The sequence below is a fragment of the Bacillota bacterium genome, assembly GCA_029961055.1.
Classification (GTDB): Bacteria; Bacillota; Sulfobacillia; order JAIMAT01; family JAIMAT01; genus JAIMAT01.
On the sequence record JASBVM010000005.1, the window covers coordinates 129,994 to 155,345 of the forward strand.

The window sequence follows — 25,352 nt, forward strand, 5'->3', positions numbered from 1 at the left end:
GGCGGCGCGCGGCTGCCGGTCCTTCCGGCCGGCTCACCAGAGGCGGCGGAGGTCCAGGCGGTAGAGCCGGAGCGCGTCGGCGACCAGCGACTGCGTGCCTACGATGAGGAGCGTGGCGGCACCGGCGGCGCGCCCCCGGGCCAGCGCCGCCTCCAGGTCGGGCGCGAGCAGGGCGGTGACCCCGATCTCCCGGGCGACGGCCCGATCCCGCTCCAGGTCGAAGTGCAAGTAGGGGTTGCGGGCGCGGGTCAGGCAGACGGTCTCCGCCTCCGGTGCGAGGAGCGAGAGCGTGCCGGCCAGCTCCTTCCCCTGCGGCATCCCCACGATCAGCCAACGCGGGCGCGGCGCCCGGCGGAGCATGGCCAGCGCTCCCGCTGCGGCCTGCGGGTGGATGGCTCCGTCGACCGCCACCAGCGGTCGGCGCTCCAGGACCTCCAGCCGGCCATGCAGGCGGAGCCGCCCCAGCGCGCCGCGCACCGCTTCCTCCGGCAGAGGCCCCCCGAGCCAGCGCTCGGCTGCCCGGACCGCCACCGCGGCGTTCTCCACCAGGAAGTCCGCGCTTCCCCGGAGGGCCAGGCCCCGGTATCGCGCCCAGGGCGTCTCCAGGTCGAAGAGGAGCCGCCCCTCTCCCTCTCCCGCCCTCTCCCTCACCCGCCAGAGGAAGTCCCGCCCGGCCAGGTCGACCGCCGCCGGGTGCCCGCCCCGGCCGCTGCGCGCCTCCCGTTCCACGGCCTCCAGCACCACCCGCTCCTGGCGTGCCAGGACGGCGGCCTCGGTCTCCGGCCGGACCACCGCCGCCTTCTGCCAGGCGATCCGCTCCAGGGTGGGTCCCAGCTCGTACCGGTGCTCCCCCATCACCGGGGTGAGCACCGCCCACCGGTGGGGGACCTGGTTGACGTCGTCGCTGCGGGCGCCGCGTCCGTGCTCCAGCACCGCCACCGTCGCCCCTTCCTGGCGGAACCAGAGGAGGGCGGCCAGGAGCGCCAGCCCGACGGGGCTGGCGTAGAGCGGCGGTTCCAGGCGGAGCGCCTCCACCGCCGGCCGGAGTCGCCGGAGGATCAGGTCGGCCAGCTGCCCGGGCGGGATGGCCCGGCCGTCCAGGCGGATCCGCTCCGTATAGTCCAGCAGGTCGGGGCCGGTGAAGAGCCCGACCCGCGCTCCCAGGGCGTCCAGGAGCGAGGCCAGGAAGGAGGCGGTAGACCCCTTCCCCTTGCTTCCTGCCACGTTGACGACCTCCAGGCCGGCCTCCGGGTGGCCCAGCGCCTCCAGAAGCCGCCCGGTCACCTCGGGATGGCGCGTCACCTCGTCCCGGCCGGCGCCCGGCGGAGCCTCCAGCGCCGCGACGCGCGGCTTCGCCCGCAGCCAGGATTGGAAAAGCCAGTCCAACGCCGCCTCCAGCTCCGTCCCCATCCGGCAGACCCGCCCGCCTCTCCGCCGCCCACCGGGCCGTCTTGCTCGCCGCGTCATTCTAGCCCAGCGCCGGAGGGCGCGATCCCCCGGACCGCTTCGTTGACGCTCCCCGGGGGCAAGGCTATACTCCGCGCGGGTGATCGGGCTGAAGATCGACATCTCCGAGCTGCGGAAGCAGGAGCCGGGCGCCCGCACCCTGGTCCGGGGCGAGGAGCGCTGGGAGCCGGAGGAGGCGGACGACGGGCTACCGGTGCTGGTGGCACCGGTGCGCTACACGGTGGAGCTGGAGCGCCTGCCCCACCGGATCCTGGCACATGTCGAGGCCGACACGGTGGCTCGGCTGAGCTGCGACCGCTGCCTCGGCGAGTTCGAGCAGCCCCTGCATCTGGATTACGCGGAGACCTACCAGACACCCGAGGAGAGCGAGCGCTGGCCCCGGGACGACAAGGAAGCGGACGACCGCCCGACGCGCCTGGCCGACCCCCGAGGCGGGACCGTCGACCTCGGGGAGGGCCTGCGCGAGAACCTCTTCCTGGGCCTTCCGCTCAAGCGCCTCTGCAAGCCGGACTGCCGCGGGCTCTGCCCGGTCTGCGGGGCCAACCTGAACGAGGTCGACTGCGGTCACCGGCCTTCCGGCGGCCACGATCCGCGCTGGGCCGCGCTGGAGCGGCTCCGCCTCCCCGGGACCGGCTCCGGGGGCGACGAGGGGAGGGAGAAAAGCGATGGGCAATCCTAAGAGAAAGTTTTCCAAATCCCGCCGGGACAAGCGTGCGGCGCACTGGAAGCTGACCCCGCCCAACCTGGTGCCCTGCCCGCACTGCCACCAGATGAAGCTGCCCCACCATGCCTGCCCGCACTGCGGCTACTACGGCGAGCGCGAGGTGGTCCGCAGCGCCGAGTAGCCGGCGCCGAATCGCCGTCCGAGGGCGGCCAGGGTCGGGTGCTCCGGCCTTGGCCTCTTTTCGCACCCGCCTGGTTAGGATCAGGTCTTAAGATCATGCTACAATCACCGGGATCGTCACCCCGCGAGCCGGAAGGCAGGTCGATCGGGTACGTTCACCCAGCAGCATCGCCGCCAGCGCCTCCGGGCGCTGCGCGAGTACCTCGAGCGGAACCCCTTCGTCACCGACGAGGAGCTGGCGCGCCACTTCCTGGTCAGCGTCCAGACGGTCCGCCTGGACCGGATGACGCTGGGCATCCCGGAGCTCCGTCAGCGCGTGCAGGAGATGGCCCGCCGCGCCTACGAGCGGCTGCGGAGCGTCGCCCGGGCCGAGGTGGTGGGCGAGTTGGTCGACCTGGAGCTGGGCTCGCACGCGCTCTCCTTGCTGGAGACGGAGGAGGCGATGGCCTTCGAGCGCTCCCGGGTGGTCCGCGGCCAGCTCCTCTTCGCGCAGGCCGAGTCGCTGGCGCTGGCGGTGATCGACGCGCCGGCGGCGCGGACCCGGGTGGCCAACGCCAAGTTCAAGAGCGAGGTGCGGGTCGGCGAGCGGGTGCTCGCCCGGGCCGAGGTGATCCGCCGCCCCGCGCCGGGCGAGCACGTGGTTCTGGTCGAGAGCCGCGCCGGCAGCCGGCCGGTCTTCCGCGGCAAGTTCATGATCGTCGAAGAGCAGGGTGGGGGTGGAACGCTTTGACAGGTGTGACCATACGGGGGCTGGGCGTTTCGCTCCCGGAAGAGATCCGCACCAACGAGGATCTGGCCGGCATGGTGGAGACCAGCAACGAGTGGATCCTCACCCGCACCGGCATCGCCGAGCGGCGCATCGCGTCGGCCGCCGTCGCCACCTCGGACCTGGCGCTGGCGGCCGCCCGCCAGGCACTGGACGCGGCGGCCGTCTCCCCGCAGGAGCTGGACCTGATCGTCGTCGCCACCGTGACGCCCGACATGCCCTTCCCGGCCACGGCCTGCCTGCTCCAGGCCGAACTCGGCGCCACCCGCGCCGCCTGCTTCGACCTGGAGGCCGCCTGCTCCGGCTTTCTCTATGGGGCGGGCATCGCGGCCCAGTTCGTGCGCACGGGCGTCTACCGCCACGTGCTGGTGGTCGGTGCGGAGACGCTCTCGCGCATCGTCGACTGGAGCGACCGCTCCACCTGCGTCCTCTTCGGCGACGGGGCCGGTGCGGCCGTGCTGGGCCCCGCCTCGGAGGAGGAAGGCCTGCTCGGCTTCGTCCTCGGGGCGGACGGCGCCCATGCCGGCCTGATCACCCAGCCGGCCGGCGGCTCGCGGCGGCCGGCCTCGCTGGAGACCGTCCTCCAGGGCGAACACACCATCCGCATGCAGGGGCGCGAGGTCTACCGGGTGGCGGTGCCCGCCATGGTCCGTGCCTCGGAGGAAGTGCTCGCGCGGGCGGGCGTCGGCATCGGCGACGTGGACCTCTTCGTCCCGCACCAGGCCAACGCCCGCATCATCGAGGCGGTGGGCGAGCGGCTGGGCATCGACCGCGACCGCGTCTTCTTCAACATCGAGCGGTACGGCAACATCTCCGCGGCCTCGATCCCTGTTTCCCTCTACGATGCCGAGAAGGCGGGGCGGCTCAAGCCGGGCCACCTGGTCCTGACCGCCGCCTTCGGCGCGGGCCTCACCTGGGCCGCCGCGCTCTGGCGCTGGACCGGGGCCGGCGGGCAGGAGCGGGCCACCGCCCGCGTCCGCGAGGTCCTCCGGGACGGGCGGTGGCGGCCGTGAGCCGGGTCGCCTGGCTCTTCCCCGGCCAGGGGGCGCAGGCGGTGGGGATGGGCTTCGACCTCTGGCAGCGCTGGGCCGTGGCGCGCCAGGCCTTCGCCTTGGCCGACCGCGTCCTCGGCTGGCCGCTCACCCGGCTCTGCTTCGAGGGTCCGCAAGCCGAACTGGACCGGACGGAGCGCACGCAGCCCGCGCTCCTGGCGGCCAGCGTGGCCGCCGCCCGGGTGCTCCGGGAGCTGGGGCAGCAGCCTGCCGCGGTGGCCGGCCTCAGCCTCGGCGAGTACTCCGCGCTGGTGGCGGCCGGCGCCGTCGAGCTGGAAGAAGCGCTCCGCCTGGTGGAGCACCGCGGCCGGTACATGCAGGAGGCGGTGCCCGAGGGTGCCGGGGCGATGGTGGCCGTGATCGGGCTGGAGCGGGAGCCGGTGGTCCGGGCCTGCCGGCAGGTGAGGGAGGCGGGGGGACTGGTCCAGCCGGTCAACTTCAACTGCCCCGGGCAAGTGGTGATCGGGGGCGAGCGGGAGGCGGTGGAACGGGCGGTGGCGATCCTGCGCGGGGAGGGCGCGCGGCGCCTCGTCCCCCTGCACGTGAGCGCACCGTTCCACTGCGACCTGATGACCCCGGCGGCGCGCCGCCTGGAGCCCGAGCTGCGCGCCCTCCGCCTGCGCACCCCCTCGGTCCCGGTCTACTCCAACGTGGACGCGCGCCCGCGCCGGTCGCCCGCCGCCATCCGCCGGGCGCTGATCCGGCAGGTGGATCACCCGGTCTACTGGGAGGAGACCCTGCGCGCGATGTGGAGGGATGGGATCCGCCACTTCGTCGAGGTCGGGCCCGGAACCGCCCTGAGCGGCTTCGTCCGCCGGACCCTGCCCGAGGCGAGGGTGAGCCACGTGGGCGAGGCGGCCGAGGCGGAGGAGCTGGCTCGTCGGATGGAGGTGGGTCCATGAGCGAGCTGGAGGGGAACGTCGCCCTGGTGACGGGTGCCTCCCGCGGCATCGGCCGGGCCATCGCCCTGGAACTGGCGCGGGGAGGGGCCAGGGTGGCCATCCACTACCGCAGCCAGGCCGGACGCGCCCAGGAAGTGGCCGCGGAGGTGGAGCGGCTCGGCTCCGAGGCGCTGGTGCTGGCGGGTGACGTGGCCGATCCGGCGACGGCCGACCGCCTGGTGAAGGCGGTGCTGGAACGCTGGGGCCGTCTGGACATCCTGGTCAACAACGCCGGCGTCGCGCGCGACGACTTGCTCCTCCGCCTGGACGAGGAGAGGTGGCGGGAGGTGCTGGAGACCGATCTGACCGCCGTCTACCGGCTGACCCGGGCGGCCCTCAGGCCGATGCTCCGCCAGCGCTACGGGCGGATCGTCAACATCGCGTCGGTGGCCGGGATTCTTGGCAATGCCGGCCAGGCGAACTATGCTGCCGCCAAGGCGGGCGTGATCGGCTTCACCCGCGCCGTGGCGCGCGAGGTGGGCTCCCGCAACATCACCGTCAACGCGGTGGCCCCGGGGTACATCGAGACGGAGATGACCGCCCCGCTGGCGGGGCGGTTGGAGGAGATGGTGCGCCAGGTCCCCCTGGGGCGGCCTGGGCGCCCGGAAGAGGTGGCCAGCGCGGTCCGCTGGCTGGCAGGGGGCGGGGCCTCGTACGTCACCGGCCAGACGCTGGCCGTGGACGGCGGGCTGGTCATGCTCTGAGCACGAACGGGGGGCGTGGTGGGTGAGCGGCAGCGGCCGAAACCCGAAGGGGCGGCGCCGCGTCTTCATCACAGGGGTGGGTATCGTCAGCCCTCTCGGCGGGGACCGTGAGAGCACCTGGACGGCGCTCCTGGCAGGTCGCAGCGGCGTCGGTCCCCTGGACCGCTTCCCCAGCGAGGGGTGGGGGGTCCGGATCGCCGCCCAGGTGCGCGACGAGTCCGTGGAGGAAGACGATGCGGAGGCCGTCCGTTACGACCGCTTCATCCGCTTCGCGGCGCGGGCGGCGCGGGAGGCTCTGGCGGACGCGGAGGCGCGCGTGGGCGGTTCGCCGCAGGCGGAGCGGACCGGGCTCTTTCTGGGGACCGGGCTGGGCGGCATCGAGACGCTCGGCCGCGGCGTCGCCTGGCGGCGGGGGGCGGAGCCGGATTTCACGGAGACGGAGATCCTGCGGACGTTTCCGGCGGTGAGCGCGCTCCGCTTCCTGGCCATGCGGCACGGGTTGCGCGGCCCGACCGCCAGCTTCTCCAGCGCCTGCTCCTCCAGCGCCCACGGCCTGGGGGAGGCGCTGCGCGCCATCCGCCGGGGCGAGGCGGACCGGGTGCTGGTGGTGGGCACGGAGGCCTCTATCGTGCCCCTGGCGGTGGCGGGCTTCGCCAACATGCGCGCCCTGGCCGGGCGGAATGAGGAACCCTGGCGGGCCTCGCGGCCCTTCGACCTGGAGCGGGACGGCTTCGTCATCGGCGAGGGAGCGGCGGCGATGGTCCTGGACGCCGAGGAGCGCCTGCGCGGCGGGCGGCCGTACGCCGAGCTGGCCGGTTACGGGATGAGCGAGGATGCCTACCATCCCACGCTGCCCGATCCGGAGGGGCGGGGGGCCGAGGCGGCCATGCGACGGGCGCTCGCCGACGCGGGCGTGGAGCCCGGGCAGGTCGGCTACATCAACGCCCATGCCACCGGCACCCCGGCCGGCGACGAGGCGGAGGCGCGCGCCATCGGGGCGGTCTTCGGCCGGTACGTCGGGGACGGCGCGGCTCCCTGGGTCAGCTCGACCAAGGCGCAGACGGGCCACCTCCTGGGGGCGGCGGGCACGCTGGAGGCGGCGTTGACGGCCCTCGCCCTGGAGCGCGGCATCGTGCCCGGTACGGCCACGCTGGAGCATCCCGACCCCGCGCTGGCGATCCGGCTCTTCCGGGAGCCCCGGGCGATGCGGCTTCAGGTGGCCATCTCCAACAGCTTCGGCTTCGGGGGGCAGAACGTGACGCTGGTCCTCTCTGCGGTACGGGGAAACGGAGGCCCCCTGGATTGAGGTCTGCGCGCAGGTTGCACTCCGGCTTTCCCGACTGGGAGCGCCTGGAGGCGATCCTGGGCTGGAAGCCGGAACACAGCCCGATCTACGTCCGGGCGCTGATCCACTCCTCGTATGTCAACGAGCACCGGAACGAGCGCTTCCTGGTGGCGCCGGGGAAGCCGCTGGTCCATCTCGGCTCCAACGAGCGGCTGGAGTTCCTGGGCGACGCGGTCCTGGAGCTGGTGGTCAGCGAGGAGCTCTTCCGCCGCTATCCCGACTGGCCGGAAGGGGAGCTGACCAAGCTCCGCGCGGCGGTGGTCTCCAGCGAGAGCCTCGCGCGGACGGCGGCCGAGATCGGTCTGGGGGAGCTGCTCCTGCTGGGCCGGGGAGAGGCGCTCAGCGGCGGGAAGACACGCCCGAGCCTGCTCGAGGACGCCTTCGAGGCGCTCTGCGGGGCCATCTACGTGGTCGAGGGCGAACGCGGTCTGGAGCGGGCGCGCTCCTTCATCCTCCGCCACCTCGGACCGCAGATCGAGCAGGCGGTCCGGGGCGGCGGGCTGCGGGACGCCAAGAACCGCCTGCAGGAGTGGGCGCAGCGCCAGGGCTTCCTGGTCACCTACCGGCTGGTGGCCACCCGGGGACCGGACCACGCCAAGGAGTTCGAGGTGGAGGTGGAGCTGGGCGGGCGCGTCCTGGGACGGGGCGTGGGCCACTCCAAGAAGGACGCGGAGCTCTTCGCGGCCCAGCAGGCGCTCCTGGCGGTGGGCGGCGGAGCGGTCCAGCACGCCCTGCAGGTGGCGCGGCCCATGCAGCGGCAGGGGAGTTCCGCCCCGGGGATGTAGGCTTTTCCTGTCGAACGGCGTCGCTGCCGAAACGGAAATCGATGATCAGGCGGGGGTGGGCTGGCAGGGTTTCTCGGAAAGGGCGCCGAATCCACCGCTACCAATCGCATCGTCGTGGCTCAGCCGGTGCTCTGGGTTGGTGCCTCTCTACTTGACGGTAGGGTTCGTGCCTCAGAGGAGGGACTCGCTCCATGGAGGTTCTCAAGGTTTCGGCGCAGTCCAGCCCGAAGTCGGTGGCCGGAGCGCTGGCCGCGGTCCTGCGCGAGAACGGCTCGGCCGAGGTCCAGGCGGTGGGGGCCGGAGCGGTCAACCAGGCGGTCAAGGCGATCGCCATCGCGCGCGGATTCGTCGCACCCAACGGCATCGACCTGGTCGCCATTCCCGCCTTTGCGGAGATCAACATCGACGGGGAGGAGCGGACGGCGATCAAGTTCATCGTCGCGCCCCGGTAGAGAGGGCGGTGGCCGGGCGTCGGGCACCGCCGCGGGGCAGGAGAAGGAGCGTTGCGGGATGAACCTGTTCCGGCCGGGTGGCCGGGACAGGTTTTTTTCTCGCCCGGCCGGATCGGCCCCGCCGGGGCCGGCCTGCACCGGTGCCGCCGGCCGAACACCGGGCGAGCGGAAGGAAGAGGGCGGAGGGTGCGACTCAAGTCGCTGGAGATCGTCGGTTTCAAGAGTTTCGCGCAACCGGTCCGGCTCGAGTTCGGCCCCGGGGTGACCGCGGTGGTCGGGCCCAACGGGAGCGGCAAGTCCAACCTGGCCGACGCCCTCCGCTGGGTGCTGGGGGAGCAGAGCTCGCGCGAGCTCCGCCTGGAGCGGATGGAGGATCTGATCTTCCACGGCAGCGCGGGGCGCCGCGCGGTCGGTCTCGCCCGCGTCACCCTGACCCTGGACAACAGCGACGGCACCCTGCCCCTGCCCCAGTCCGAGGTGAGCATCACCCGCCTCCTCGACCGCTCCGGCCTGAGCGAATACCGGCTCAACCGGGTCCCCTGCCGGCTGCGCGACATCACCGAGCTCCTCTGGGGGAGCGGCCTGGGTCGGAACAGCTACGCCTTCGTCGGTCAGGGCGAGGTGGACCGGCTGGTCTTCAGCCGGCCGGGCGAACGTCGCCTGCTGGTGGAGGAGGCGGCCGGCGTCACCCGGATCCGGGCGCGGCGGCAGGAGGCGGAGCGCCACCTGGAGCGCGCGAGGCAGGCGTCGGAGCGCGTCCGTGACCTGGTCCACGAGCTGGAGCTGCAGCGCGACCCCCTGCGCGAGGCGGCCGCCCGCGCGGAGGCGTGGGCGGCGCTGGAGGCGGAGCGCCGGTCCCTGGTCCGCGCCCTCTTCCTCGTCCGCGAGCGGCGGGTCGAGGCGGCGACGGCCCGGGCGGGCGAGGAGCTGGCCCTCCTCCAGGAGGAGTCCGGGCAGGCCGCCTCCGAGGTGGCCCGGGCCGAGCAGGAGCTGGCGGAAGCCGGGCGGGAGGAGGCGGAGGCCCGCGAGCCGCGCATGCGGCTCGAGCGGCAGGCTGCCGCCGAGGGGGCGCGCTGGTCGGCGGCTGTCGACGCCTGGCTCCACCGCCTCCGGGAGGCGGAGCGGGCGGCGCAAGAGGCGCGCGAGGCCCGGGAGGCGGCGCGACCTGGCCGCCAGCCAGGCGCCCGGGAGATCGAGGGGCGCGCCCAAGCGCTGGCGGCGGAGCGGCGGGCCGCCGAGGAGGAGGCGGCCCGGCGGGAGGAGGCGGCCCGCGAGGCGGCGGCCGCGCTGGAGGTCGCGGAGCGGGAGCTCCGCCAGGCGGAGGAGGACGTGGCCGCCCGCGAGGCGGAGTGGAGGCGGGGATGGGAGCGCCTCCAGGCGCTGCGCGGGCGGGCCGAGGCGGAGCGCGCCGGCCGGATGGAGCGCCTCGAGGCCGCACGGGCGCGGCGGCGGCAGCTGGAGCGCGAGCTGGCAGAGGCCGAGGCGGAGCTGGCGAACCGGCTGGGGGCGGAGAAGGAGGCGGCCGAGCGGCTCGAGGCGGAGCGACGGCGCTGGCGGGAGGGGCGGGCCGAGCTGGAGCGCCTGCGCAGACGACGGGAGCAGGCCGGAGAGGAGTGGACGCGGGCGCGGGAGGAGTTCCGGGCGCGGCGGCAGAGACTGGAACTCCTGCGCGGGATGGAGGAGGCGGAGGCCGGCTATCCCTCCGGGGTGCGGGCGGTCCTCCAGGGGCGGACGCGGGGCGATCCCGTCTTCCGGGCGGTCGTCGGGCCTCTGGGCGAGCTGCTGGAGGTGGAGCCCCGCCTGGCCGTGGCCCTGGAGGTGGCGCTGGGGGGCCAGGCCTACCACCTGGTGGTGGAGAGCGGGCAGGCGGCCCAGCAGGCGGTGGAGGCGCTGCGCCGGGCCGGTGCGGGACGCGCCACCTTCCTCCCGCTGGACGGGTTGCGGCCGCGCAGGCCCTCCCCCCAGGAACTGCCCGCCGCGCGGGAGGCGGGGGCCCTCGGCTGGGCCGCCCAGCTCTGCCGCTACGAGCCGCGGCTGGCACCGGCGGTGGAGTACGCGCTGGGGCGCGTCCTGATCGCCGAGGAGCTGAGCCAGGCCCGCCGCATCGCGCTCCGCTACGGGCTCCGCTTCCCGGTCGTCACGCTGGCGGGTGACCAGGTCCACGCGGGCGGTGCGATCAGCGGGGGCTCCCGCTCGAACCGGAACCCCGGCCCGCTGGAGCGCCGCGCCGAGACCGCCAGGCTGGAGGCGGAGCTGGCTGCCGAGGCCGACCGCCTGCGGCGACTGGAGGCGGAGGCGCGGGCCATCCTGGCGGAACAGGAGGAGTCCGAGCGCCGCCAGGCCGCGCGGGAGGCCTCCCTGCGGGAGGCGGAGATCGAGGCGGCGCGCGCCGAGGAGCGGGCCGAGCAAGCGCGGGCGAGGCTTGCCGAGCTGCGCCGGGACGCGCAGTCCGCCGCCGGCCCGGCCGGGGAGGAGGCGGCCGCCGGTGCCGGGGAGGCGGGTCCCGAGCCGGCCGCGGGAGCGGCGGAGCGGGAGCTGGCGGAGGCGGAGGCGCGCCTGGCGGCGGCGGAGGAGGCCCGGCGGCTGGCCGAGGAGCGGCTGCGCGGGGCACGGGGGCGGCAGGAGGCGGCAGCGTCGACGCTCCAGGAGGCGCGCCTCGCCTGGGAGCAGGCCCGGAGCCGGGCGACCCAGCTGGCCAGGGAGCTGGCCTGGACCACCGACGAGGCGCTCCGCCTGGAGCGGCTGGCGCGGGAGCGGATCGAGCGGGCGCGGCAGGCGGAGGCGCGGGCGGAGTCGCTGGCGCAGGAGGCGGCCGCCCTGCTGGCCGGCCTGGCCCGCCAGGCCTGGCGGGTCGAATGGCTGGAGGCCGGGGCGGCGGCCCTGGCGGAGCGGCAGGCCTCCGCCCGGGCCCGGGCGGAGGCGGCCGAGAGGGCGTTGGAGCAGGCCCGACGCCGGTCGGAGCAGGCGGCCCAGCGCCTGCAGGCGGCGCGGCTGAGGCTGGCCCGGTTGGAGGCGGAGGCGGAGTCCGTCCGGCGCGAGGCGGCGGCCGCCGGCCTGGGGGCGGAGTGGGCGGAGGAGGCGGAGCCGCCCGCGGAATCCGAGGCGGCCCTGGAGGCCAGGCGGCAGAAGGTGGAGGAGGAGCTCCTCCGGATGGGCCCGGTCCATTCCGGGGCGCCGGCGCAGCTCGCCTCCCTGGAGGCCCGCCTGGGCTATCTGGCCGGCCAGCTGGAGGACCTGGAACGTTCGCGGGGCAACCTGGAGAAGCTCTTGCACGACCTGGACCAGGAGGGCGAGCGCCGCTTCCGCCAGGCGCTGGAAGAGGTGCGCCGGGCCTTCGGCGAGATCTTCGTCCGCCTCTTCCAGGGGGGCGAGGCGGGCCTGCGCCTGACGGACGAGGAGGAAGGGGAACCCGGCATCGAGATCGAGGTGCGCCTCCCGGGGAAGCGGCGGGCGCCGCTCAGCCTCCTCTCCGGGGGCGAGCGGGCGCTGACCGCCGTCGCCTTCCTCCTCGCCCTGGAACAGGTCCGCCCCTCGCCCTTCGCGGTGCTGGACGAGGTGGACGCGGCGCTGGACGAGACGAGCGTGGCGCGGCTGGCCGGCTTCCTCAAGGAGCAGGGGCGGCGGCTCCAGATCCTGGTCATCACCCACCAGCGCGCCACCATGGAGGCGGCGGACCGGCTCTGGGGCGTCACCAGCGCCGAGAGGGGCGTATCGCAACTCTTTCACGTGGAGCTGGCCGAGGCGGCGGGCGACTGACCCCCGCGGGGCTCCCGGGAGCCACGAGGAGAGATGGAGCGGCGATGGCGGAGAAGGAAGGATGGCTGGCGAGACTCCGGGCGGGCCTGGCGCGCAGCCGCCAGGGCTTTGCCCAGAGGCTCCTCGCGGCCGTCGGGCTCCACCGGACGGTGGACGAAGCGCTCTTCGACGAGCTGGAGGAAGTGCTGATCACCGGCGACGTGGGCGTGGAGGCGACGGAGCGGCTGGTCGGCGGGCTGCGCGAGGGCTGGCGCAGCCGGCGCTGGAGCTCCCCGCAGGAGGTGCTGGACGCGCTCCGCCAGGAGATGGTCCAGGCGCTCGCCGGCGGTCCCGCGGGCGAGCTGGACCTGGAGCGGCCGCCGGCCGTCCTCCTCTTCGCGGGCGTCAACGGGGTCGGCAAGACCACCACCATCGGCAAGCTGGCCCACCAGCTGGCGGCCGGCGGGCACCGGCCGATCCTGGCCGCGGCCGACACCTTCCGCGCGGCGGCGGCCGAGCAGCTGGCCGTCTGGGCGGAGCGCGCCGGCTGCGACCTGGTGCGCCACGCGGCGGGCGCCGACCCGGCGGCGGTCGCCTTCGACGCCGTCCAGGCGGCCCGGGCTCGGTCGGCCGACGTGGTGCTGGTCGACACGGCCGGCCGCCTCCACACCCGGAGCAACCTGATGGAGGAACTGCGCAAGATCGACCGGGTGATCGGGAGGGCGGCGCCCGGGGAGCCGCGCGAACGCCTGCTGGTGATCGACGCCACCACCGGCCAGAACGCGCTCCAGCAGGCGCGGCTCTTCCGCGAGGCCATCGGCCTGACCGGGGTGGTCCTGACCAAGCTGGATGGGACCGCGCGGGGCGGCATCGTCTTCGCGGTCCGCGAGCAGCTCGGCATTCCCGTGCGCTGGATCGGGGTGGGCGAGGGGATCGACGACCTTCGCCCCTTCGACGCCCAGGCCTTCGTCGACGCCCTCTTCGCCCCGCTGGAGACCGGGGGCGAGGAGCCGGCATGAACCCCGACCCCCTGGCCCAGGCGGTCCGGGTGGGGCTTCTGCGCGACCTCTACGGCGCCCTTCTCACCCCGGGGCAGCAGCGCGTGCTCGAGCTCGCCTTCGACCGGGACCTGAGCCTCACCGAGGCGGCGGAGCTCCTGGGGGTCAGCCGCCAGGCGGTCCACGACCAGATCCGTCGCGCCATCTCGCAGATGGAGGGGTACGAACAGGCGCTGGGGCTCCTGGCGCGGGAAGAGCGGCAGGAAGCGCGCCTGCGCGCCGCGCGGGAGGCGTGGAGCGCGCTCCGCCGCGAGCTGGAGCGGCTCGACCTGCCCGAGCCCGAGCGACGTCGCCTCCTCGCCCTCTGGAGGGCCGGCGCCGAAGCCCTTCGCGACCTGGAGCGAGGAGAGGGCGCGGAGGCCGCCGGGGAGGAAGCACCTCCCCATTTGACAGGCGAGCCGCCGCTTGGCTAGACTCGCACTGTTCGTGTAAAGGGCTTCTCCTTCACAGGGGTGGCGGGTGGCCGGCCATCGCCCGCAGCCGGGCCTCCGGGCCGAAGTCACCGAGAGGAGGGAGGGCATGTTCGAACAGCTCTCCGAACGGCTGAAGGCCACCTTCCAGCGGCTCCGCGGCCGGGGCAGGCTGACCGAGAAGGACGTCGACGAGGCGCTCCGCGAGGTTCGGCTCGCCCTGCTGGAGGCCGACGTCCACTTCCGGGTGGTGCGCGACTTCGTCGCGCGCGTCCGCGAGCGTGCGATCGGCGAGGAGGTTCTGGGCTCGCTGACGCCGGGCCAGCAGGTGGTCAAGATCGTCCACGAAGAGCTGACCCGGATGATGGGCGCGGGCGAGGCCCGCCTCGCCGTGGCCCCGCGGCCGCCCACGGTGGTCATGCTGGTGGGGCTCCAGGGTTCCGGCAAGACGACGACGGTGGCCAAGCTGGGCCTCTGGCTGCGGCGCCAGGGGAGGCAGCCGCTCCTGGTGGCCGCCGACCTGGCGCGGCCTGCGGCGGTGGAGCAGCTGCAGACGCTGGGCCGCCAGGCGGAGCTCCCGGTGTACAGCCGGCCCGGGGCGCGGGATCCGGTGGAGGTGGCTCGGGGGGCGGTGGAAGAGGCCCGGCGGAGCGGCCGCGAGGTGGTGCTGGTGGACACCGCCGGGCGGCTGGAGATCGACGAGCCCCTGATGGCCGAGCTGGAGCGGATGAAGGATGCGATCCACCCCACCGAGATCCTGCTGGTGGTGGACGCCATGACCGGCCAGGCTGCCGTCCACGTGGCCGAGACCTTCCATCGCCGCCTGGGCGTGGACGGCCTCGTCCTGACCAAGCTGGACGGCGACAGCCGCGGCGGGGCGGCGCTCTCCGTGCGCGAGGTGACCGGGCGACCGATCAAGTTCGTCGGCACCGGTGAGCGCCTGGACGGGCTGGAGGCCTTCCATCCGGACCGGATGGCCAGCCGGATCCTGGGTATGGGCGACGTCCTCACCCTGATCGAGCGCGCCCAGGAGGCCTTCGACGCCGAGCAGGCGCGGAGGATGGAGGAGAAGCTGCGGGAGGCCAGCTTCACCCTGGAGGACTTCGTGGAGCAACTCCGGCAGGTCCGCCGCATGGGGCCGCTCGATCAGCTTCTCGGCATGCTTCCGGGCATGGGGCCGCTCAAGGGGCTGCGCGGCGCCCAGGTGGACGAGAGGGAGCTGGCGCACGTGGAGGCCATGGTGCTCTCCATGACGCCGGAGGAGCGACGCAGACCGGAGATCATCGACGGCTCGCGCCGGCGGCGGATCGCCCGCGGGAGCGGCACGCAGGTGCAGGACGTCAACCGGCTGCTGCGCGACTTCGACCAGGTCCGGCGATGGATGAAGGGGGTCATGGCCGGTGCCGTCCCCGGCAGGGCGGGGCGCCCGGGGCCGCAGCCCGCCGCGGCGCCGGGGCAGCGGAAGCGCCGCAGGAAGGGGCCGCGGCTCCCCTTCTGACGCGCCTGGGACCGGAACCGGGGACGGTACGGCCGGCGACGAAGACGGGGGAAGCGACGGCCAGCAACGAGAAGCGACAGGGAGGGAGACGATCGGATGGCAGTCAAGATCCGGCTCCGGCGCATGGGAGCCAAGCATCGCCCGTTCTACCGCGTGGTGGTGGCCGACTCGCGTTCGCCCCGGGACGGCCGCTTCATCGAGACCATCGGTTACTACGATCCCCTCGCCGAGCCGGCGGTCTCCAAGATCGACGCCGAGAAGGCGGTGCTCTGGCTGCGCCGGGGCGCGCAGCCGACCGAGACGGTGCGGGCGCTCTTCCGGCACCACGGGATCTTCGGGCGGCTCCAGGGCGGCTCGACGGCTGAGGCCGCCGCGGCGAGCGCCGGAGAGGCCCGCGAGGCGGCCGCCGGGGCCGGAGAGGGCGGAAGCGCCGAGGCGCGGGACTGAGCCGGCGTGCGGCCTCGGGAGACGCTGCGGCAGCTCCTGGAGCACCTGGTCGAATCGCTGGTCGAGCACCCCGAACGGGTCCAGATCTCGGAGGAGGCCGACCCGGAGGCGAAGACCGTCCGCTACCGCGTCCGTCTCGACCCCGGGGACGTGGGGCAGCTGATCGGGCGGCAGGGACGGATCATCCAGGCGGTGCGGACGGTGCTCCGCTCGGCGGCCGCCCGAGCCGGTCTCCGCGCCGAGGTGGACGTGGAGGAGTGAGGAGTTGGCCCGGGTGGAGCGGATCACCGTCGGCCGCGTCCGCACCGCCCACGGCGTCGGGGGCGAGGTGGCGGTGGAGCCGCTCACCGACTTCCCCGAGCGTTTCCGACGGCGCCGGCGGTACTGGGTGGAAGGATCGGAGGGCGCTCCGCCCGGCTGGTACGACGTGGAGCGGGTGCGGCGGCGGGGAGGCCTCTTCCTGATCAAGTTCCGCGGGGTGGAGGTGCGGGAGCAGGCCGCAGCGCTGCGCGGGGCGGAGCTGCAGGTGCCGGCGGCGGAGCTCGAGCCGCTTCCCGAGGGGCGGTTCTACGACCACCAGATCGTCGGCCTCGAGGTGCGGACGCCGGAGGGGCGGCTCCTGGGGGTGGTGGAGGCGGTGGAGCATCCGCCCGCCAACGACGTCTACCGGGTGCGGAAGGTGGGAGGAGGCTTCCTCTGGGTGCCGGCGCTCCGGGACGTGGTCCGCCTCCTGCTCCCCTCCCAGGGCACCATGGTGGTCGACCTGCCGCCCGGGACGCCCGGCCTGGAGGAAGGGCGATGAGCGCCGGTCTGCGCGTCGACGTGGTCACCATCTTTCCGGAGATGGTCGAGGCGGTCCTGGCGACCGGCATGCTCCGCAAGGCCCGGGAGACCGGCCTTGCCGACCTCCGGGCCGTCGACCTCCGCCAGTTCGCGGAGGGCGTCCACCGCGTGACCGATGACGCCGCCTTCGGGGGCGAGGGCGGCCAGGTGATGAAGGTGGAGCCGATGGTCCGGGCGGCGGAGGCGCTGCGCCGGCCCGGCAGCCGGGTCATCCTTCTCAGCCCGCAGGGCGATCGCTTCGACCAGAAGCGCGCCTGGGAGTATGTCGGCCTGCCGCACCTGATCCTGCTCTGCGGGCGGTATGAGGGCGTGGACGAGCGGGTCCGGCAGCTGGTGGTGGACGAGGAGCTCTCGGTGGGCGACTATGTCCTCTCCGGCGGGGAGCTGGCGGCGCTGGTGGTGGTGGACGCGGTGGTCCGGCTGCTGCCGGGGGTGCTCCACCGGCCGGGCGCCGCCCGGGACGACTCCTTCGCCAGCGGCCTCCTGGAGGGGCCGCAGTACACCCGGCCGCGGGTCTTCCGCGGCCTGGCGGTGCCCGAGGTGCTTCTCTCGGGCGATCACGCGGCCGTCCGCCGCTGGCGCAGGAAGGAGGCGCTCCGGCGGACGCTCCAGCGGCGCCCCGACCTGCTGGCGCAGGCGGAGCTCGGACCCGGCGACCGGCAGCTCCTGGCCGAGGTGCTGCGCGAAGAGGGTCGGATGCTATAATGTGGCGCGTCATGGGGAGGACGGTGGGGGACGGATGGACTGGCTTCAGGCTCTGCAGACCGAACAGCTCAAGCAAGGGATTCCCGAATTCTCCCCCGGCGACACGGTCCGGGTGCACACCGTCGTGCGCGAGGGTGGCCGTGAGCGGGTCCAGGTCTTCGAGGGCACGGTCATCGCCAGGAAGCACGGCGGACTCCAGGAGACGTTCACGGTGCGGCGCATCGCCTCGGGGGTGGGCGTGGAACGGATCTTCCCCCTACATTCGCCCCGCGTGCAGAAGATCGAGGTGGTCCGCCGGGGATCGGTCCGGCGTGCCAAGCTCTACTACCTGCGCGGGCGGACCGGAAAGGCGGCCCGGGTGCGGGAGCGCAGGCAGGAGCGGCCCACTCGCGGCAGCGACGCACGGGAACAGCAATGACGGTCGAACGAGGGCGCCCCGTCCGGGACGCCCTCGAAGTGATCCTGGTCGCCCTGCTGATCGCGGTCGGCGTCCGGGCTTTCGTGCTGGAAGCCTTCGTCGTCGAAGGCCCGTCCATGGAGCCGACGCTCTATTCCGAGGAGCGACTCCTGGTCTTCAAGCTCGCCTACCTCTTCGGGCCGCCCAGGCCGGGGGACATCGTGGTCTTCCGCGTCCCCTGGGACGGCTCGAAGGATTACGTCAAGCGCGTGATCGCCACCGGCAACGAGACGGTGGAGATCCGGCAGGGGACGGTCTACGTCGACCACAGGCCGGTCGCCGAGCCGTACACCCATCTCCCCGACCGGAGCAACCTGGCGCCGGTCCGGGTGCCTCCCGGGTACATCTTCGTCCTGGGCGACAACCGGCCCCAGAGCGAGGACAGCCGCTACTTCGGTCCGGTCTCCGACCAGCTGATCGAGGGCAAGGCCATCTTCCTATGGTGGCCCCCCAGCCGCTTCGCCTGGCTGGGCGGTCCCTTCTGATCCGGCCCCCGGCTGCCGCTCCGGCCGGCCGGGTGGCGCGGCCCTCCCCTCAGAAGCGCCCGACCAGTTTGACCAGCGAGCTGGCCAGCGCCCGCTGCTCGGCCTCGTTGCTCACCTGCCACATCTCCTTGAGCAGCCGCTGCTCGGGGCTCCTGGGCTCCACCTCACGCACCAGCCAGTCCCCGATGCGGCTGGCCTGGTCGACGATGGTGCCCTGGCTCATGCCGATCTCCCGTGCGACTCCGACGCGCTGTGCGAGCTCCTCCTTGAACTGGCCGAAGGTATCGGTGTACGCCAACGCTTCGCCCTCCCCACTGCAACTCGTCGATGCGCAAGCTTAGTATGCTCGGCGGCGACGGGGCTAGTCGGGCGGCGGCCCTTCGGACCCGATCGGACGTCGAAGAAGCGTCCAGCGTGGAAGGAAGGGGTCGTCCCATGCCAGGCGGAAATACGGAAGGTCGAAGGGGCCGGCCCGGTCTCCTGCGCGGCCACATGGCCCGGGCGCTGCGGCTCGTGCGGCAGAGGCTGCGCCTGGTCGACGTCGTCGTCGAGGTTCTGGACGCGCGTCTCCCCCGGGCCAGCCGCTACCCGGCCCTCGCAGGGATGGTGGCGGGCCGTCCCCGGCTCCTGGTGCTGGCCAAGGCGGATCTGGCCGATCCCCTCCTGACGGGTCGGTGGCTCGCCGCGCTGCGGGCCGCGGGCGAACGGGCGGTGGCGCTCGACCTGCGCCAGGACCGCGACGCGGCCCGGCTGCGGCGCGAGCTGGCTCCGCTGGCGGCAGCGCGGCAGGGACTCCGCGCGCGGCGCCTGCCCCGGGTGATGGTGGTCGGCCTGCCCAACACCGGCAAGTCGACGCTGCTCAATCGCCTGGTGGGAAGGAGCGCCAGCCGGACCGGGGCGGTTCCCGGCGTCACCCGGGGGGAGCAATGGGTCCGGGCCGGGGGCTTCGAGATCCTCGACCTGCCGGGCGTGCTTCCGCCCACGCTGGGCAACCGGCAGGTGCTCGGCCTCCTCGCCGTCTGCCAGCTGGTGGGCCCGGAGACGGTGCCCGAGGAGGAGGCCGCGAACCTCCTGGCCGGTTGGCTGGCGGCCCGGGCTCCCGCGGTGCTGGAGACCGCCTATGGCTGGCAGCCGGGGCAGGCTCCGCTGGAGGCGGTCGCCCGGCGGCGCGGCGCGCTCCTGGCCGGCGGGCTGCTGGACCTGGAGCGGGCCGCGGGCGTCCTCCTGGCCGACTTCCGCCACGGCCGCCTGGGCCGGTTGACGTTGGAGGCGCCGGAAGATGCCGGACCTGGTTCGTGAGGCACGCTGGTGGACACTGGGCCTCCGGCGGGTGGCAGGTGTGGACGAGGTGGGGCGGGGTCCGCTGGCGGGGCCGGTGACGGCGGCGGCGGTCGTCCTGCCTCCGTGGGTCGATCCCGGGTGCCTGCAGGGCGTCGATGACTCCAAGCGCCTCTCGGCGCCGGCACGCCGCCGCCTCCTGCCCCGGATCCTGGAGGTGGCGGTGGCCTGGGCGGTGGGGGAGGCGTCGGTGGAGGAGATCGACCGGCTGCACATCCGCCGGGCCACCTTCCTGGCCATGGAGCGGGCGGTGCGCGCCCTGCCGGTGCGGGCCGAGGCGGTGCTGGTGGACGGCCCGAACCCTCCCCCGCTGGGCTTGCCCGAGATGCGGGTGGAGGCGGTGGTGGGGGGCGACCACCTCTCGCTCAGCATCGCCGCCGCCTCGGTGGTGGCCAAGGTCATGCGGGACATGCAGATGGAGGAGTGGGACCGGCTCTGTCCCGGTTACGGGTGGGCCCGGAACAAGGGCTACGGCACGGCGTCGCACCGTCGTGCCATCGCCCGCCTCGGACCGAGCCCGCTTCACCGGCGGAGCTTCCTGGGCGAGGGGGAGGCCGGCCGGGCGGCCTCGTAGAAGCGGATGCCCAGGCGGCGCCGAGAGGGGGGATCCGGAAGTGCCAACCGTGCGCAAGGCGGTCATTCCGGCGGCGGGATTGGGGACGCGCTTCCTGCCGGCCACCAAGGCCCAGCCGAAGGAGATGCTGCCCATCGTCGACGCTCCGGCCATCCAGTACGTGGTGGAGGAGATCGTCGAGGCGGGGATCGAGGACGTCCTCATCGTCACCAGCGCCAACAAGGGTTCGATCGAGGACTACTTCGACCGCTCGCTCGACCTGGAGGCGGCGCTGGCGAACAAGGAAGGGAAGGCCGCGGAGCTGGAGATGGTCCGGCGCATCGGCGAGATGGCCAGCGTACATTACGTCCGCCAGAAGCAACCTCTGGGACTGGGGCACGCGGTCCTCTGCGCCCGCATGCACGTCGGCGACGAGCCCTTCGCCGTCCTCCTGCCCGACGACCTGATCCGCGGCGAGCCCTCGGCCCTCCGCCAGCTCCTGGAGGTGGCCGAACCGGGCACCTCGGTGGTGGCGGTCCAGCCGGTGCCGGAAGAGGAGGTCTCCCGCTACGGGGTGATCGACGGTCGGCCGCTGGGCCGGCGGAGCTACAGCGTCCAGGCGATGGTGGAGAAACCGAAGCCGGGCGAGGCGCCTTCCAACCTGGCCATCATCGGCCGGTACGTCCTCGACGCCGCCGTCTTCGGGGTGCTGGAGAAGCTGCCGCCGGGCCACGGCGGGGAGATCCAGCTGACCGACGCGCTCCGGGTCCTGGCCGGAGAGGGGCGGGTCAGGGCGCGGGAGGTGGAGGGGGAGAGGTTCGACGTGGGAGACCGGCTCGGCTGGCTGACGGCCAACCTGCGCTACGCCCTGGACCGGCCGGATCTGGCGCCGGCGCTCCTGGACTTCCTGGAGGCGACGGTGGAGCGGGCGCGCCCGGCGGGAGGCAGGGCGTGAGCGAGGCGGCGCGGGACCCGCGGAAGGCGCGCGCGGCGACCGCGCTGGCGGGCCGGCAGCTGGTGGTGGTGGCCAACCGCGAGCCTTACGTCCACCGCCGCCGGGAGCACGGGGTGGTGGTGGAGCGGCCGCCCGGCGGCCTGGTGGCCGCCCTGGATCCGGTGCTGCGGGCGGCGGGCGGCACCTGGGTGGGCTGGGGCAGCGGCTCGGCGGACCGCGAGGCGGTCGACGCGGGCGACCGCCTCGCGGTCCCGCCGGAGGCCCCGGCGTACACGCTTCGCCGCGTCTGGCTCTCCGAGCGCGACGTGGCCGGCTTCTACAATGGCTACTCCAACCAGGCGCTCTGGCCGCTCTGCCACCTGCTGCCCTCGCTCGCCCGCTTCGAACGCCGCTTCTGGCGCGCCTACCGGCGCGTCAACGAGCGTTTCGCGCGGGCGGCGGCGGAGGAGTGCCGTCCGGGGGCGCTGGTCTGGATCCAGGACTACCACTTCGCCCTTCTGCCCGCGCTGCTCCGCCAGGAGCTGGCGCGCCGGCAGATCCGGGACGTGCGCCTGGGCCACTTCTGGCACATCCCCTGGCCGCCCTGGGACGTCTTCCGCATCGCTCCGCAGCGGACCGAGATCCTCGAGGGGCTCCTGGCCAACGACCTTCTGGCCTTCCACCTGCCGCGCTTCGCCGAGAACTTCCTGGACTGCGTGGAGCGCGAGCTGGGCGCCCACGTGGAGCGGGACCAGGGGACGGTGGAGTGGAACGGGCACCGGACGCGGGTCGCCGCCTTCCCCATCAGCGTCGACTTCGGGGCGCTGGAGGAGGAGGCGGCCTCCGCCGCGGCCGTGCGCGCCTTCCGGAGGCTCGCCCGCAAGGCCGGCCTGCTCGACCAGCGGCTGGTGCTGGGCGTCGACCGGCTCGACTACACGAAGGGGATCCCGGAGCGGATCGCCGCCGTCGACCGCTTCCTCGAACTCCGCCCGGAGTGGCGCGGCCGCTTCCGCATGGTCCAGAAGGTGAGCCGCAGCCGCAGCAGCATCCCCGCTTACCGGGAGCTGGAGACGAAGGTCAAGGAGGCGGTGGCCCGGGTGAACGCCCGCTGGGCGGAGGGGGGATGGGAGCCCATCGTCTACCTGGAGGGACCGCTTCCTCCGCACACCCTGGCGGGACTCTACCGGGCGGCGGACGTCGCCCTCGTCTCCTCCCTCCAGGACGGGATGAACCTGGTTTCCAAGGAGTACATCGCGTGCCAGGTGGACGAGCGCGGCGTCCTCCTGCTCAGCGAGCTGGCAGGGGCGGCCGAGGAGATCGAGGGGGCCATCCGGATCAACCCCTACGACGTGGAGGCGATGGCGGAGGCGATCCACCGCGCCCTCTCCATGCCGGAGGAGGAGCGCCGCCGGCGGATGCGGGCCATGCGCGCCTTCGTCCGCGGGCACGACATCTACCGCTGGGAGGAGGAGTTCCTGACCGCCCTGGAGGAGACGGCGGCCTCCGGGGGAGGGGAGTGGCAGGACGCCTTCCTGGCGCGCCTGCGGGAGGGGCGGCGGCTGGCGCTCTTCCTCGACTACGACGGGACGCTGGCGCCGCTGGCGGAGCGGCCGGAGGAGGCCGTCCTCCTCCCCGCCGCCGAGGAGGCGCTGCGGCGGCTGGTCCGGGCGCCGGGCGGCCTGGTGGCGGTGGTCAGCGGGCGGTCGCTGCAGGACCTGCGCCGGCGGCTGCCCATCCCCGGCTTGGCGCTGGTCGGCAACCACGGTTTCGAGATGGAGTGGGAGGGACGGCGGCGGATCCACCCGCTGGCCGAGGAGGCGCAGGCCAAGGTGGAACGGGCCGTCGAGCTGGCGCGGATCGGGCTCCGGGAGGTCTCCGGGGCGCGCGTGGAGGCCAAGGGGCTGACCGCGAGCGTCCACCTCCGCCGGGTGGCGCCCGAGGCGGTGGAAGGCGTGCGCGCCGCGGTGGAGGCGGCCGTCCGCGAGGCCGCGCCCGAGGGGGGCCTGGTGATCACGCCCGGCAAGGAGGTCCTGGAGATCCGTCCGGATGTCGCCTGGGACAAGGGCCGCGCGGTCCTCGCCCTGCTGGAGGAGGTGGCGGGGCCGGGGTGGCCGGCATGGGCTGTCCTCTACGCCGGAGACGACGTCACCGACGAGTCGGCCTTCCGCCTGCTGCCGCCGCCGGCCTTCACGGTGCGGGTGGGCCGGGAGGAGGCGCCCGAGGGCGGGATGACCGCCGCCCGCTTCCACGCCGAGGGGCCCGAGGCCGTCGCCGGCTTCCTGGGCCGCGTCGCCGATCAGCTGGAAGGAAATGGCTAACCGAATGCCGAACCCTCCCCCGGATCCCGGGTGGAGGGGGTGAGGGCCATGCTGGCGGTGGTCCATTCGGCGACGCTCCTGGCCGTGCAGGGTCGGCGGGTGGACGTGCAGGTGGATGTGGGGCGCGGCCTGCCCGGTTTCGCCGTGGTGGGCGGCGCCAGCGGGACGGTGCGGGAGGGTCGCGACCGGGTCCGGAGCGCGATCCGCAACGCGGGCTACACCTTCCCCTCCAGCCGGGTCACCGTCAACCTGGCCCCCGCGGGCCTGCCCAAGGCGGGGACCCACCTGGACCTGGCCATCGCCCTGGGCATCCTGCTGGGCAGCGGCCAACTCCGCCTGCCCGCCGCCTCCCTGCAGACGACGCTGGTCCTGGGGGAGCTGGCGCTGGACGGGCGGCTCCTCCCCGTCCACGGTGCGCTGCCCATGGCCTGGGCGGCGGTGCAGGAAGGGTTCCGCCGCGCGGTGGTCCCGCTGGGGAACGAGACCGAGCTCAGCCTCCTGCCCGGCCTGGAGGTGGTGGCGCTGGACCGCCTCCGCGGGCTGCCGCAGGCGCTGGCCGGGGCGCCGGGCCGGCCGCGGTCGGGGGCGGGCGAGGCGGCCCCGGCCTCCGCGCCGCCGGCGGCCGGGCGCCCGCCGGTCCTCCTCGAGCAGATCGAAGGACAGTCGGCGGCCAAGCGGGCGCTGGAGCTGGTGGCGGCGGGCGGGCACCATCTGCTTCTCACGGGCCCGCCCGGCGTGGGCAAGACGCTTCTCGGCCAGGCTCTGGCCGGTATCCTCCCGCCGCTGGACGAGGAGGAGCGCTTCGAGCGGGCGGCCGTCGCCAGCGCTGCCGGCCTCGGCCTGGCGCTCGACCGTCCCTTCCGCGCGCCCCATCACTCGGCCACGATGGCCGCCATCCTCGGCGGCGGCGCCTCGCTCCGCCCGGGCGAGGCGACCCTGGCCCATACCGGGATCCTCTTCCTGGACGAGGTGGGCGAATTCGCCCCGCCGGTGCTGGAGGCGCTGCGCGAGCCGCTGGAGTCGGGCGAGATCCGGCTCTCCCGCGCCTGGGGCAGCGTCCGCCTGCCGGCCCGCTTCACGCTGGTGGCCACGCGCAACCTCTGCCCCTGCGGCCGGCGGGGCGCCCCGGGACAGGTCTGCCACTGCCGGCCCGCCCAGGTGGAGCGCTATGAGGCGCGCCTCTCCGCTCCCCTCCTCGACCGGATCGACCTGCACGTGGAGGTGGAGGCCGAGCCCGGCGGCCGGAGCGACCCGATCCGGACGGCACAGGTCGTGGAACGGATCCGCCGCGCCCGCCGGATGCAGCGGGCCCGGGGCGGGCCCCTCAACGGCCGGCTGGAGGGCCCGCTGCTCCGCGAGCGGGCGCCGCTCAAGCCTGCGGCTGCGCGGATGCTGGCGCGCGTCCAGGCGGCGGGGCTGCTCAGCCTCCGCTCCCGGGACCGGCTCCACCGGGTGGCGCGCACCCTGGCGGACCTGGAGGGGCGCGAGCAGATCGAGCCGGAGGACGTGGCCCTGGCCGCCCAGCTGGCGCGCCCGGTCCGGCTGGGGGGCGCCGGGGCGGGGGAGGGGGGGCTCAGGCCGGCGTGAAGAGGCGGTGGTACCAGGCCTCACCGGCGTCGCCGCCGGCGATCAGCGCCAGCCTCGCCTCGCCGGCCGCCTCCTCGAGGTCGGCGGAGGTCAGGCGCTCCTCGACCGGGGGGCCGAAGCGGAGGCCGCGGCCGGGATCGAACTCCACCACCAGGAGACGCCCCTGCGGCCGGAGCAGGCTCCGCGCCAGCGCGAGGAAGTGGACGCGCCGCTCGACGTGATGGAGGACGTTGGCGATCAGGATCCGGTCGAGGCTGCCCGGCGGGATGGGGAGCTCCCCCGGCTCCACCCGGGCGAGGTCCGCCTGCAGAGGCCGGACCCAGGTCTCCATCGCCGCCTCGGCCACCAGGCGCCGGGCTCGCTCCACCATCTCGACGCTCCGGTCGACCGCCCAGACCCGCCCGTCGGGGCGGACCCGCTCGGCCATCTGCAGGGCGACCAGGCCCGGTCCGGAACCGAGGTCGGCCGCCTCCATCCCGGGCCGCAGGTCCAGGATGCCGATCCAGCGCAGGGAGTCGGCGGCACGCGCGCGCTGGTGGCCGAGAACCTCCTCGGGATCGCGATGTCGCTGCACAGGGCGGGCCTCCTTCCTAGCCGTGGGTACGTCCCGACGGACGACTCTCCTGCG

26 protein-coding genes and 1 pseudogene are annotated in these 25,352 nt (G+C 74.6%); 24 read left to right on the top strand and 3 right to left on the bottom strand.

The genetic code is table 11. The annotated features are described in order from the left end of the window. Positions 1-33: 33 nt before the first annotated feature. Entirely contained in the window at positions 34-1,410 is a 1,377-nt protein-coding gene (locus tag QJR14_02280) for a hypothetical protein (protein ID MDI3316450.1), read from the bottom strand. A 136-nt stretch (positions 1,411-1,546) separates the two neighbouring features. On the opposite strand from QJR14_02280, the gene QJR14_02285 reads away from it, so the two are divergent. From QJR14_02285 to lepB, 19 genes and pseudogenes are all read left to right on the top strand, one after another. Further along, positions 1,547-2,146 (top strand): DUF177 domain-containing protein, encoded by a 600-nt coding sequence (locus QJR14_02285; GenBank protein ID MDI3316451.1) that lies wholly within the window; start codon positions 1,547-1,549, stop codon positions 2,144-2,146. Further along, complete coding sequence (rpmF, locus tag QJR14_02290; protein ID MDI3316452.1) at positions 2,133-2,312, top strand: 50S ribosomal protein L32; 180 nt, start codon at positions 2,133-2,135, stop codon at positions 2,310-2,312. Before QJR14_02285 ends, rpmF begins: the two co-directional genes overlap by 14 nt. A 171-nt stretch (positions 2,313-2,483) precedes the next feature. Then, positions 2,484-3,041: pseudogene (fapR, locus tag QJR14_02295) on the top strand (transcription factor FapR). Beyond that, a complete protein-coding gene (locus QJR14_02300; GenBank protein MDI3316453.1) occupies positions 3,038-4,090 on the top strand; it encodes a beta-ketoacyl-ACP synthase III in 1,053 nt (350 codons plus the stop codon). The pseudogene fapR and the gene QJR14_02300 overlap by 4 nt, the downstream one beginning before the upstream one ends. Then, positions 4,078-5,031 carry an ACP S-malonyltransferase gene (gene fabD / locus QJR14_02305; protein MDI3316454.1) on the top strand — a complete coding sequence of 318 codons (954 nt, stop codon included), beginning with the start codon at positions 4,078-4,080 and terminating at the stop codon, positions 5,029-5,031. The genes QJR14_02300 and fabD overlap by 13 nt, the downstream gene beginning before the upstream one ends. After that, positions 5,028-5,774 (top strand): 3-oxoacyl-[acyl-carrier-protein] reductase, encoded by a 747-nt coding sequence (gene fabG / locus QJR14_02310; protein ID MDI3316455.1) that lies wholly within the window; start codon positions 5,028-5,030, stop codon positions 5,772-5,774. The genes fabD and fabG overlap by 4 nt, the downstream gene beginning before the upstream one ends. Positions 5,775-5,796: 22 nt before the next feature. Then, on the top strand, positions 5,797-7,080 hold the full coding sequence (locus QJR14_02315; protein MDI3316456.1) for a beta-ketoacyl-[acyl-carrier-protein] synthase family protein: 1,284 nt from the start codon (positions 5,797-5,799) through the stop codon (positions 7,078-7,080). Further along, the gene (rnc, locus tag QJR14_02320) at positions 7,077-7,904 is read left to right on the top strand and encodes a ribonuclease III (GenBank protein ID MDI3316457.1); all 828 of its coding nucleotides are present in this window, start codon (positions 7,077-7,079) and stop codon (positions 7,902-7,904) included. Before QJR14_02315 ends, rnc begins: the two co-directional genes overlap by 4 nt. 191 nt (positions 7,905-8,095) lie before the next feature. Beyond that, a complete protein-coding gene (locus QJR14_02325; protein ID MDI3316458.1) occupies positions 8,096-8,356 on the top strand; it encodes a stage V sporulation protein S in 261 nt (86 codons plus the stop codon). A gap of 186 nt (positions 8,357-8,542) precedes the next feature. Beyond that, positions 8,543-12,112 (top strand): chromosome segregation protein SMC, encoded by a 3,570-nt coding sequence (smc, locus tag QJR14_02330; protein ID MDI3316459.1) that lies wholly within the window; start codon positions 8,543-8,545, stop codon positions 12,110-12,112. A 44-nt stretch (positions 12,113-12,156) separates the two neighbouring features. Continuing rightward, on the top strand, positions 12,157-13,110 hold the full coding sequence (gene ftsY / locus QJR14_02335) for a signal recognition particle-docking protein FtsY (GenBank protein ID MDI3316460.1): 954 nt from the start codon (positions 12,157-12,159) through the stop codon (positions 13,108-13,110). After that, positions 13,107-13,562, top strand: a complete 456-nt coding sequence (locus QJR14_02340) for a sigma factor-like helix-turn-helix DNA-binding protein (protein ID MDI3316461.1) — start codon at positions 13,107-13,109, stop codon at positions 13,560-13,562. The genes ftsY and QJR14_02340 overlap by 4 nt, the downstream gene beginning before the upstream one ends. A 106-nt stretch (positions 13,563-13,668) precedes the next feature. Continuing rightward, positions 13,669-15,057 carry a signal recognition particle protein gene (ffh, locus tag QJR14_02345; GenBank protein MDI3316462.1) on the top strand — a complete coding sequence of 463 codons (1,389 nt, stop codon included), beginning with the start codon at positions 13,669-13,671 and terminating at the stop codon, positions 15,055-15,057. A 96-nt stretch (positions 15,058-15,153) separates the two neighbouring features. Further along, positions 15,154-15,504 carry a 30S ribosomal protein S16 gene (rpsP, locus tag QJR14_02350; GenBank protein MDI3316463.1) on the top strand — a complete coding sequence of 117 codons (351 nt, stop codon included), beginning with the start codon at positions 15,154-15,156 and terminating at the stop codon, positions 15,502-15,504. 6 nt (positions 15,505-15,510) lie between these two features. After that, positions 15,511-15,765, top strand: coding sequence for a KH domain-containing protein (locus tag QJR14_02355; protein MDI3316464.1), 255 nt, complete (start codon positions 15,511-15,513; stop codon positions 15,763-15,765). Positions 15,766-15,778: 13 nt separating this feature from the next. Then, on the top strand, positions 15,779-16,306 hold the full coding sequence (gene rimM, locus QJR14_02360; protein ID MDI3316465.1) for a ribosome maturation factor RimM: 528 nt from the start codon (positions 15,779-15,781) through the stop codon (positions 16,304-16,306). Beyond that, positions 16,303-17,052, top strand: coding sequence for a tRNA (guanosine(37)-N1)-methyltransferase TrmD (trmD, locus tag QJR14_02365; GenBank protein MDI3316466.1), 750 nt, complete (start codon positions 16,303-16,305; stop codon positions 17,050-17,052). Before rimM ends, trmD begins: the two co-directional genes overlap by 4 nt. Positions 17,053-17,086: 34 nt before the next feature. Next, on the top strand, positions 17,087-17,470 hold the full coding sequence (gene rplS / locus QJR14_02370; protein ID MDI3316467.1) for a 50S ribosomal protein L19: 384 nt from the start codon (positions 17,087-17,089) through the stop codon (positions 17,468-17,470). Then, positions 17,467-17,994, top strand: a complete 528-nt coding sequence (gene lepB, locus QJR14_02375; GenBank protein MDI3316468.1) for a signal peptidase I — start codon at positions 17,467-17,469, stop codon at positions 17,992-17,994. Before rplS ends, lepB begins: the two co-directional genes overlap by 4 nt. 49 nt (positions 17,995-18,043) lie before the next feature. Here lepB and QJR14_02380 read toward each other — a convergent pair whose 3' ends face one another. Then, positions 18,044-18,292 carry a DUF3243 domain-containing protein gene (locus QJR14_02380; protein MDI3316469.1) on the bottom strand — a complete coding sequence of 83 codons (249 nt, stop codon included), beginning with the start codon at positions 18,290-18,292 and terminating at the stop codon, positions 18,044-18,046. A 137-nt stretch (positions 18,293-18,429) separates the two neighbouring features. On the opposite strand from QJR14_02380, the gene ylqF reads away from it, so the two are divergent. The 5 genes from ylqF to QJR14_02405 are packed head-to-tail and all read left to right on the top strand — an operon-like array spanning position 18,430 to position 24,724. Then, positions 18,430-19,293: a ribosome biogenesis GTPase YlqF gene (gene ylqF, locus QJR14_02385; GenBank protein MDI3316470.1), complete on the top strand. Its 864-nt coding sequence runs from the start codon at positions 18,430-18,432 to the stop codon at positions 19,291-19,293. Next, on the top strand, positions 19,274-19,906 hold the full coding sequence (locus tag QJR14_02390) for a ribonuclease HII (protein MDI3316471.1): 633 nt from the start codon (positions 19,274-19,276) through the stop codon (positions 19,904-19,906). Before ylqF ends, QJR14_02390 begins: the two co-directional genes overlap by 20 nt. A gap of 40 nt (positions 19,907-19,946) precedes the next feature. Next, on the top strand, positions 19,947-20,840 hold the full coding sequence (gene galU / locus QJR14_02395; GenBank protein ID MDI3316472.1) for a UTP--glucose-1-phosphate uridylyltransferase GalU: 894 nt from the start codon (positions 19,947-19,949) through the stop codon (positions 20,838-20,840). Further along, on the top strand, positions 20,837-23,137 hold the full coding sequence (locus QJR14_02400; GenBank protein ID MDI3316473.1) for a bifunctional alpha,alpha-trehalose-phosphate synthase (UDP-forming)/trehalose-phosphatase: 2,301 nt from the start codon (positions 20,837-20,839) through the stop codon (positions 23,135-23,137). The genes galU and QJR14_02400 overlap by 4 nt, the downstream gene beginning before the upstream one ends. A gap of 48 nt (positions 23,138-23,185) precedes the next feature. Next, positions 23,186-24,724: a YifB family Mg chelatase-like AAA ATPase gene (locus QJR14_02405; protein MDI3316474.1), complete on the top strand. Its 1,539-nt coding sequence runs from the start codon at positions 23,186-23,188 to the stop codon at positions 24,722-24,724. Here the strand turns inward: QJR14_02405 and QJR14_02410 are convergent. Then, positions 24,711-25,298 carry a class I SAM-dependent methyltransferase gene (locus QJR14_02410; protein MDI3316475.1) on the bottom strand — a complete coding sequence of 196 codons (588 nt, stop codon included), beginning with the start codon at positions 25,296-25,298 and terminating at the stop codon, positions 24,711-24,713. The genes QJR14_02405 and QJR14_02410 overlap by 14 nt on opposite strands. Positions 25,299-25,352 lie beyond the last annotated feature (54 nt).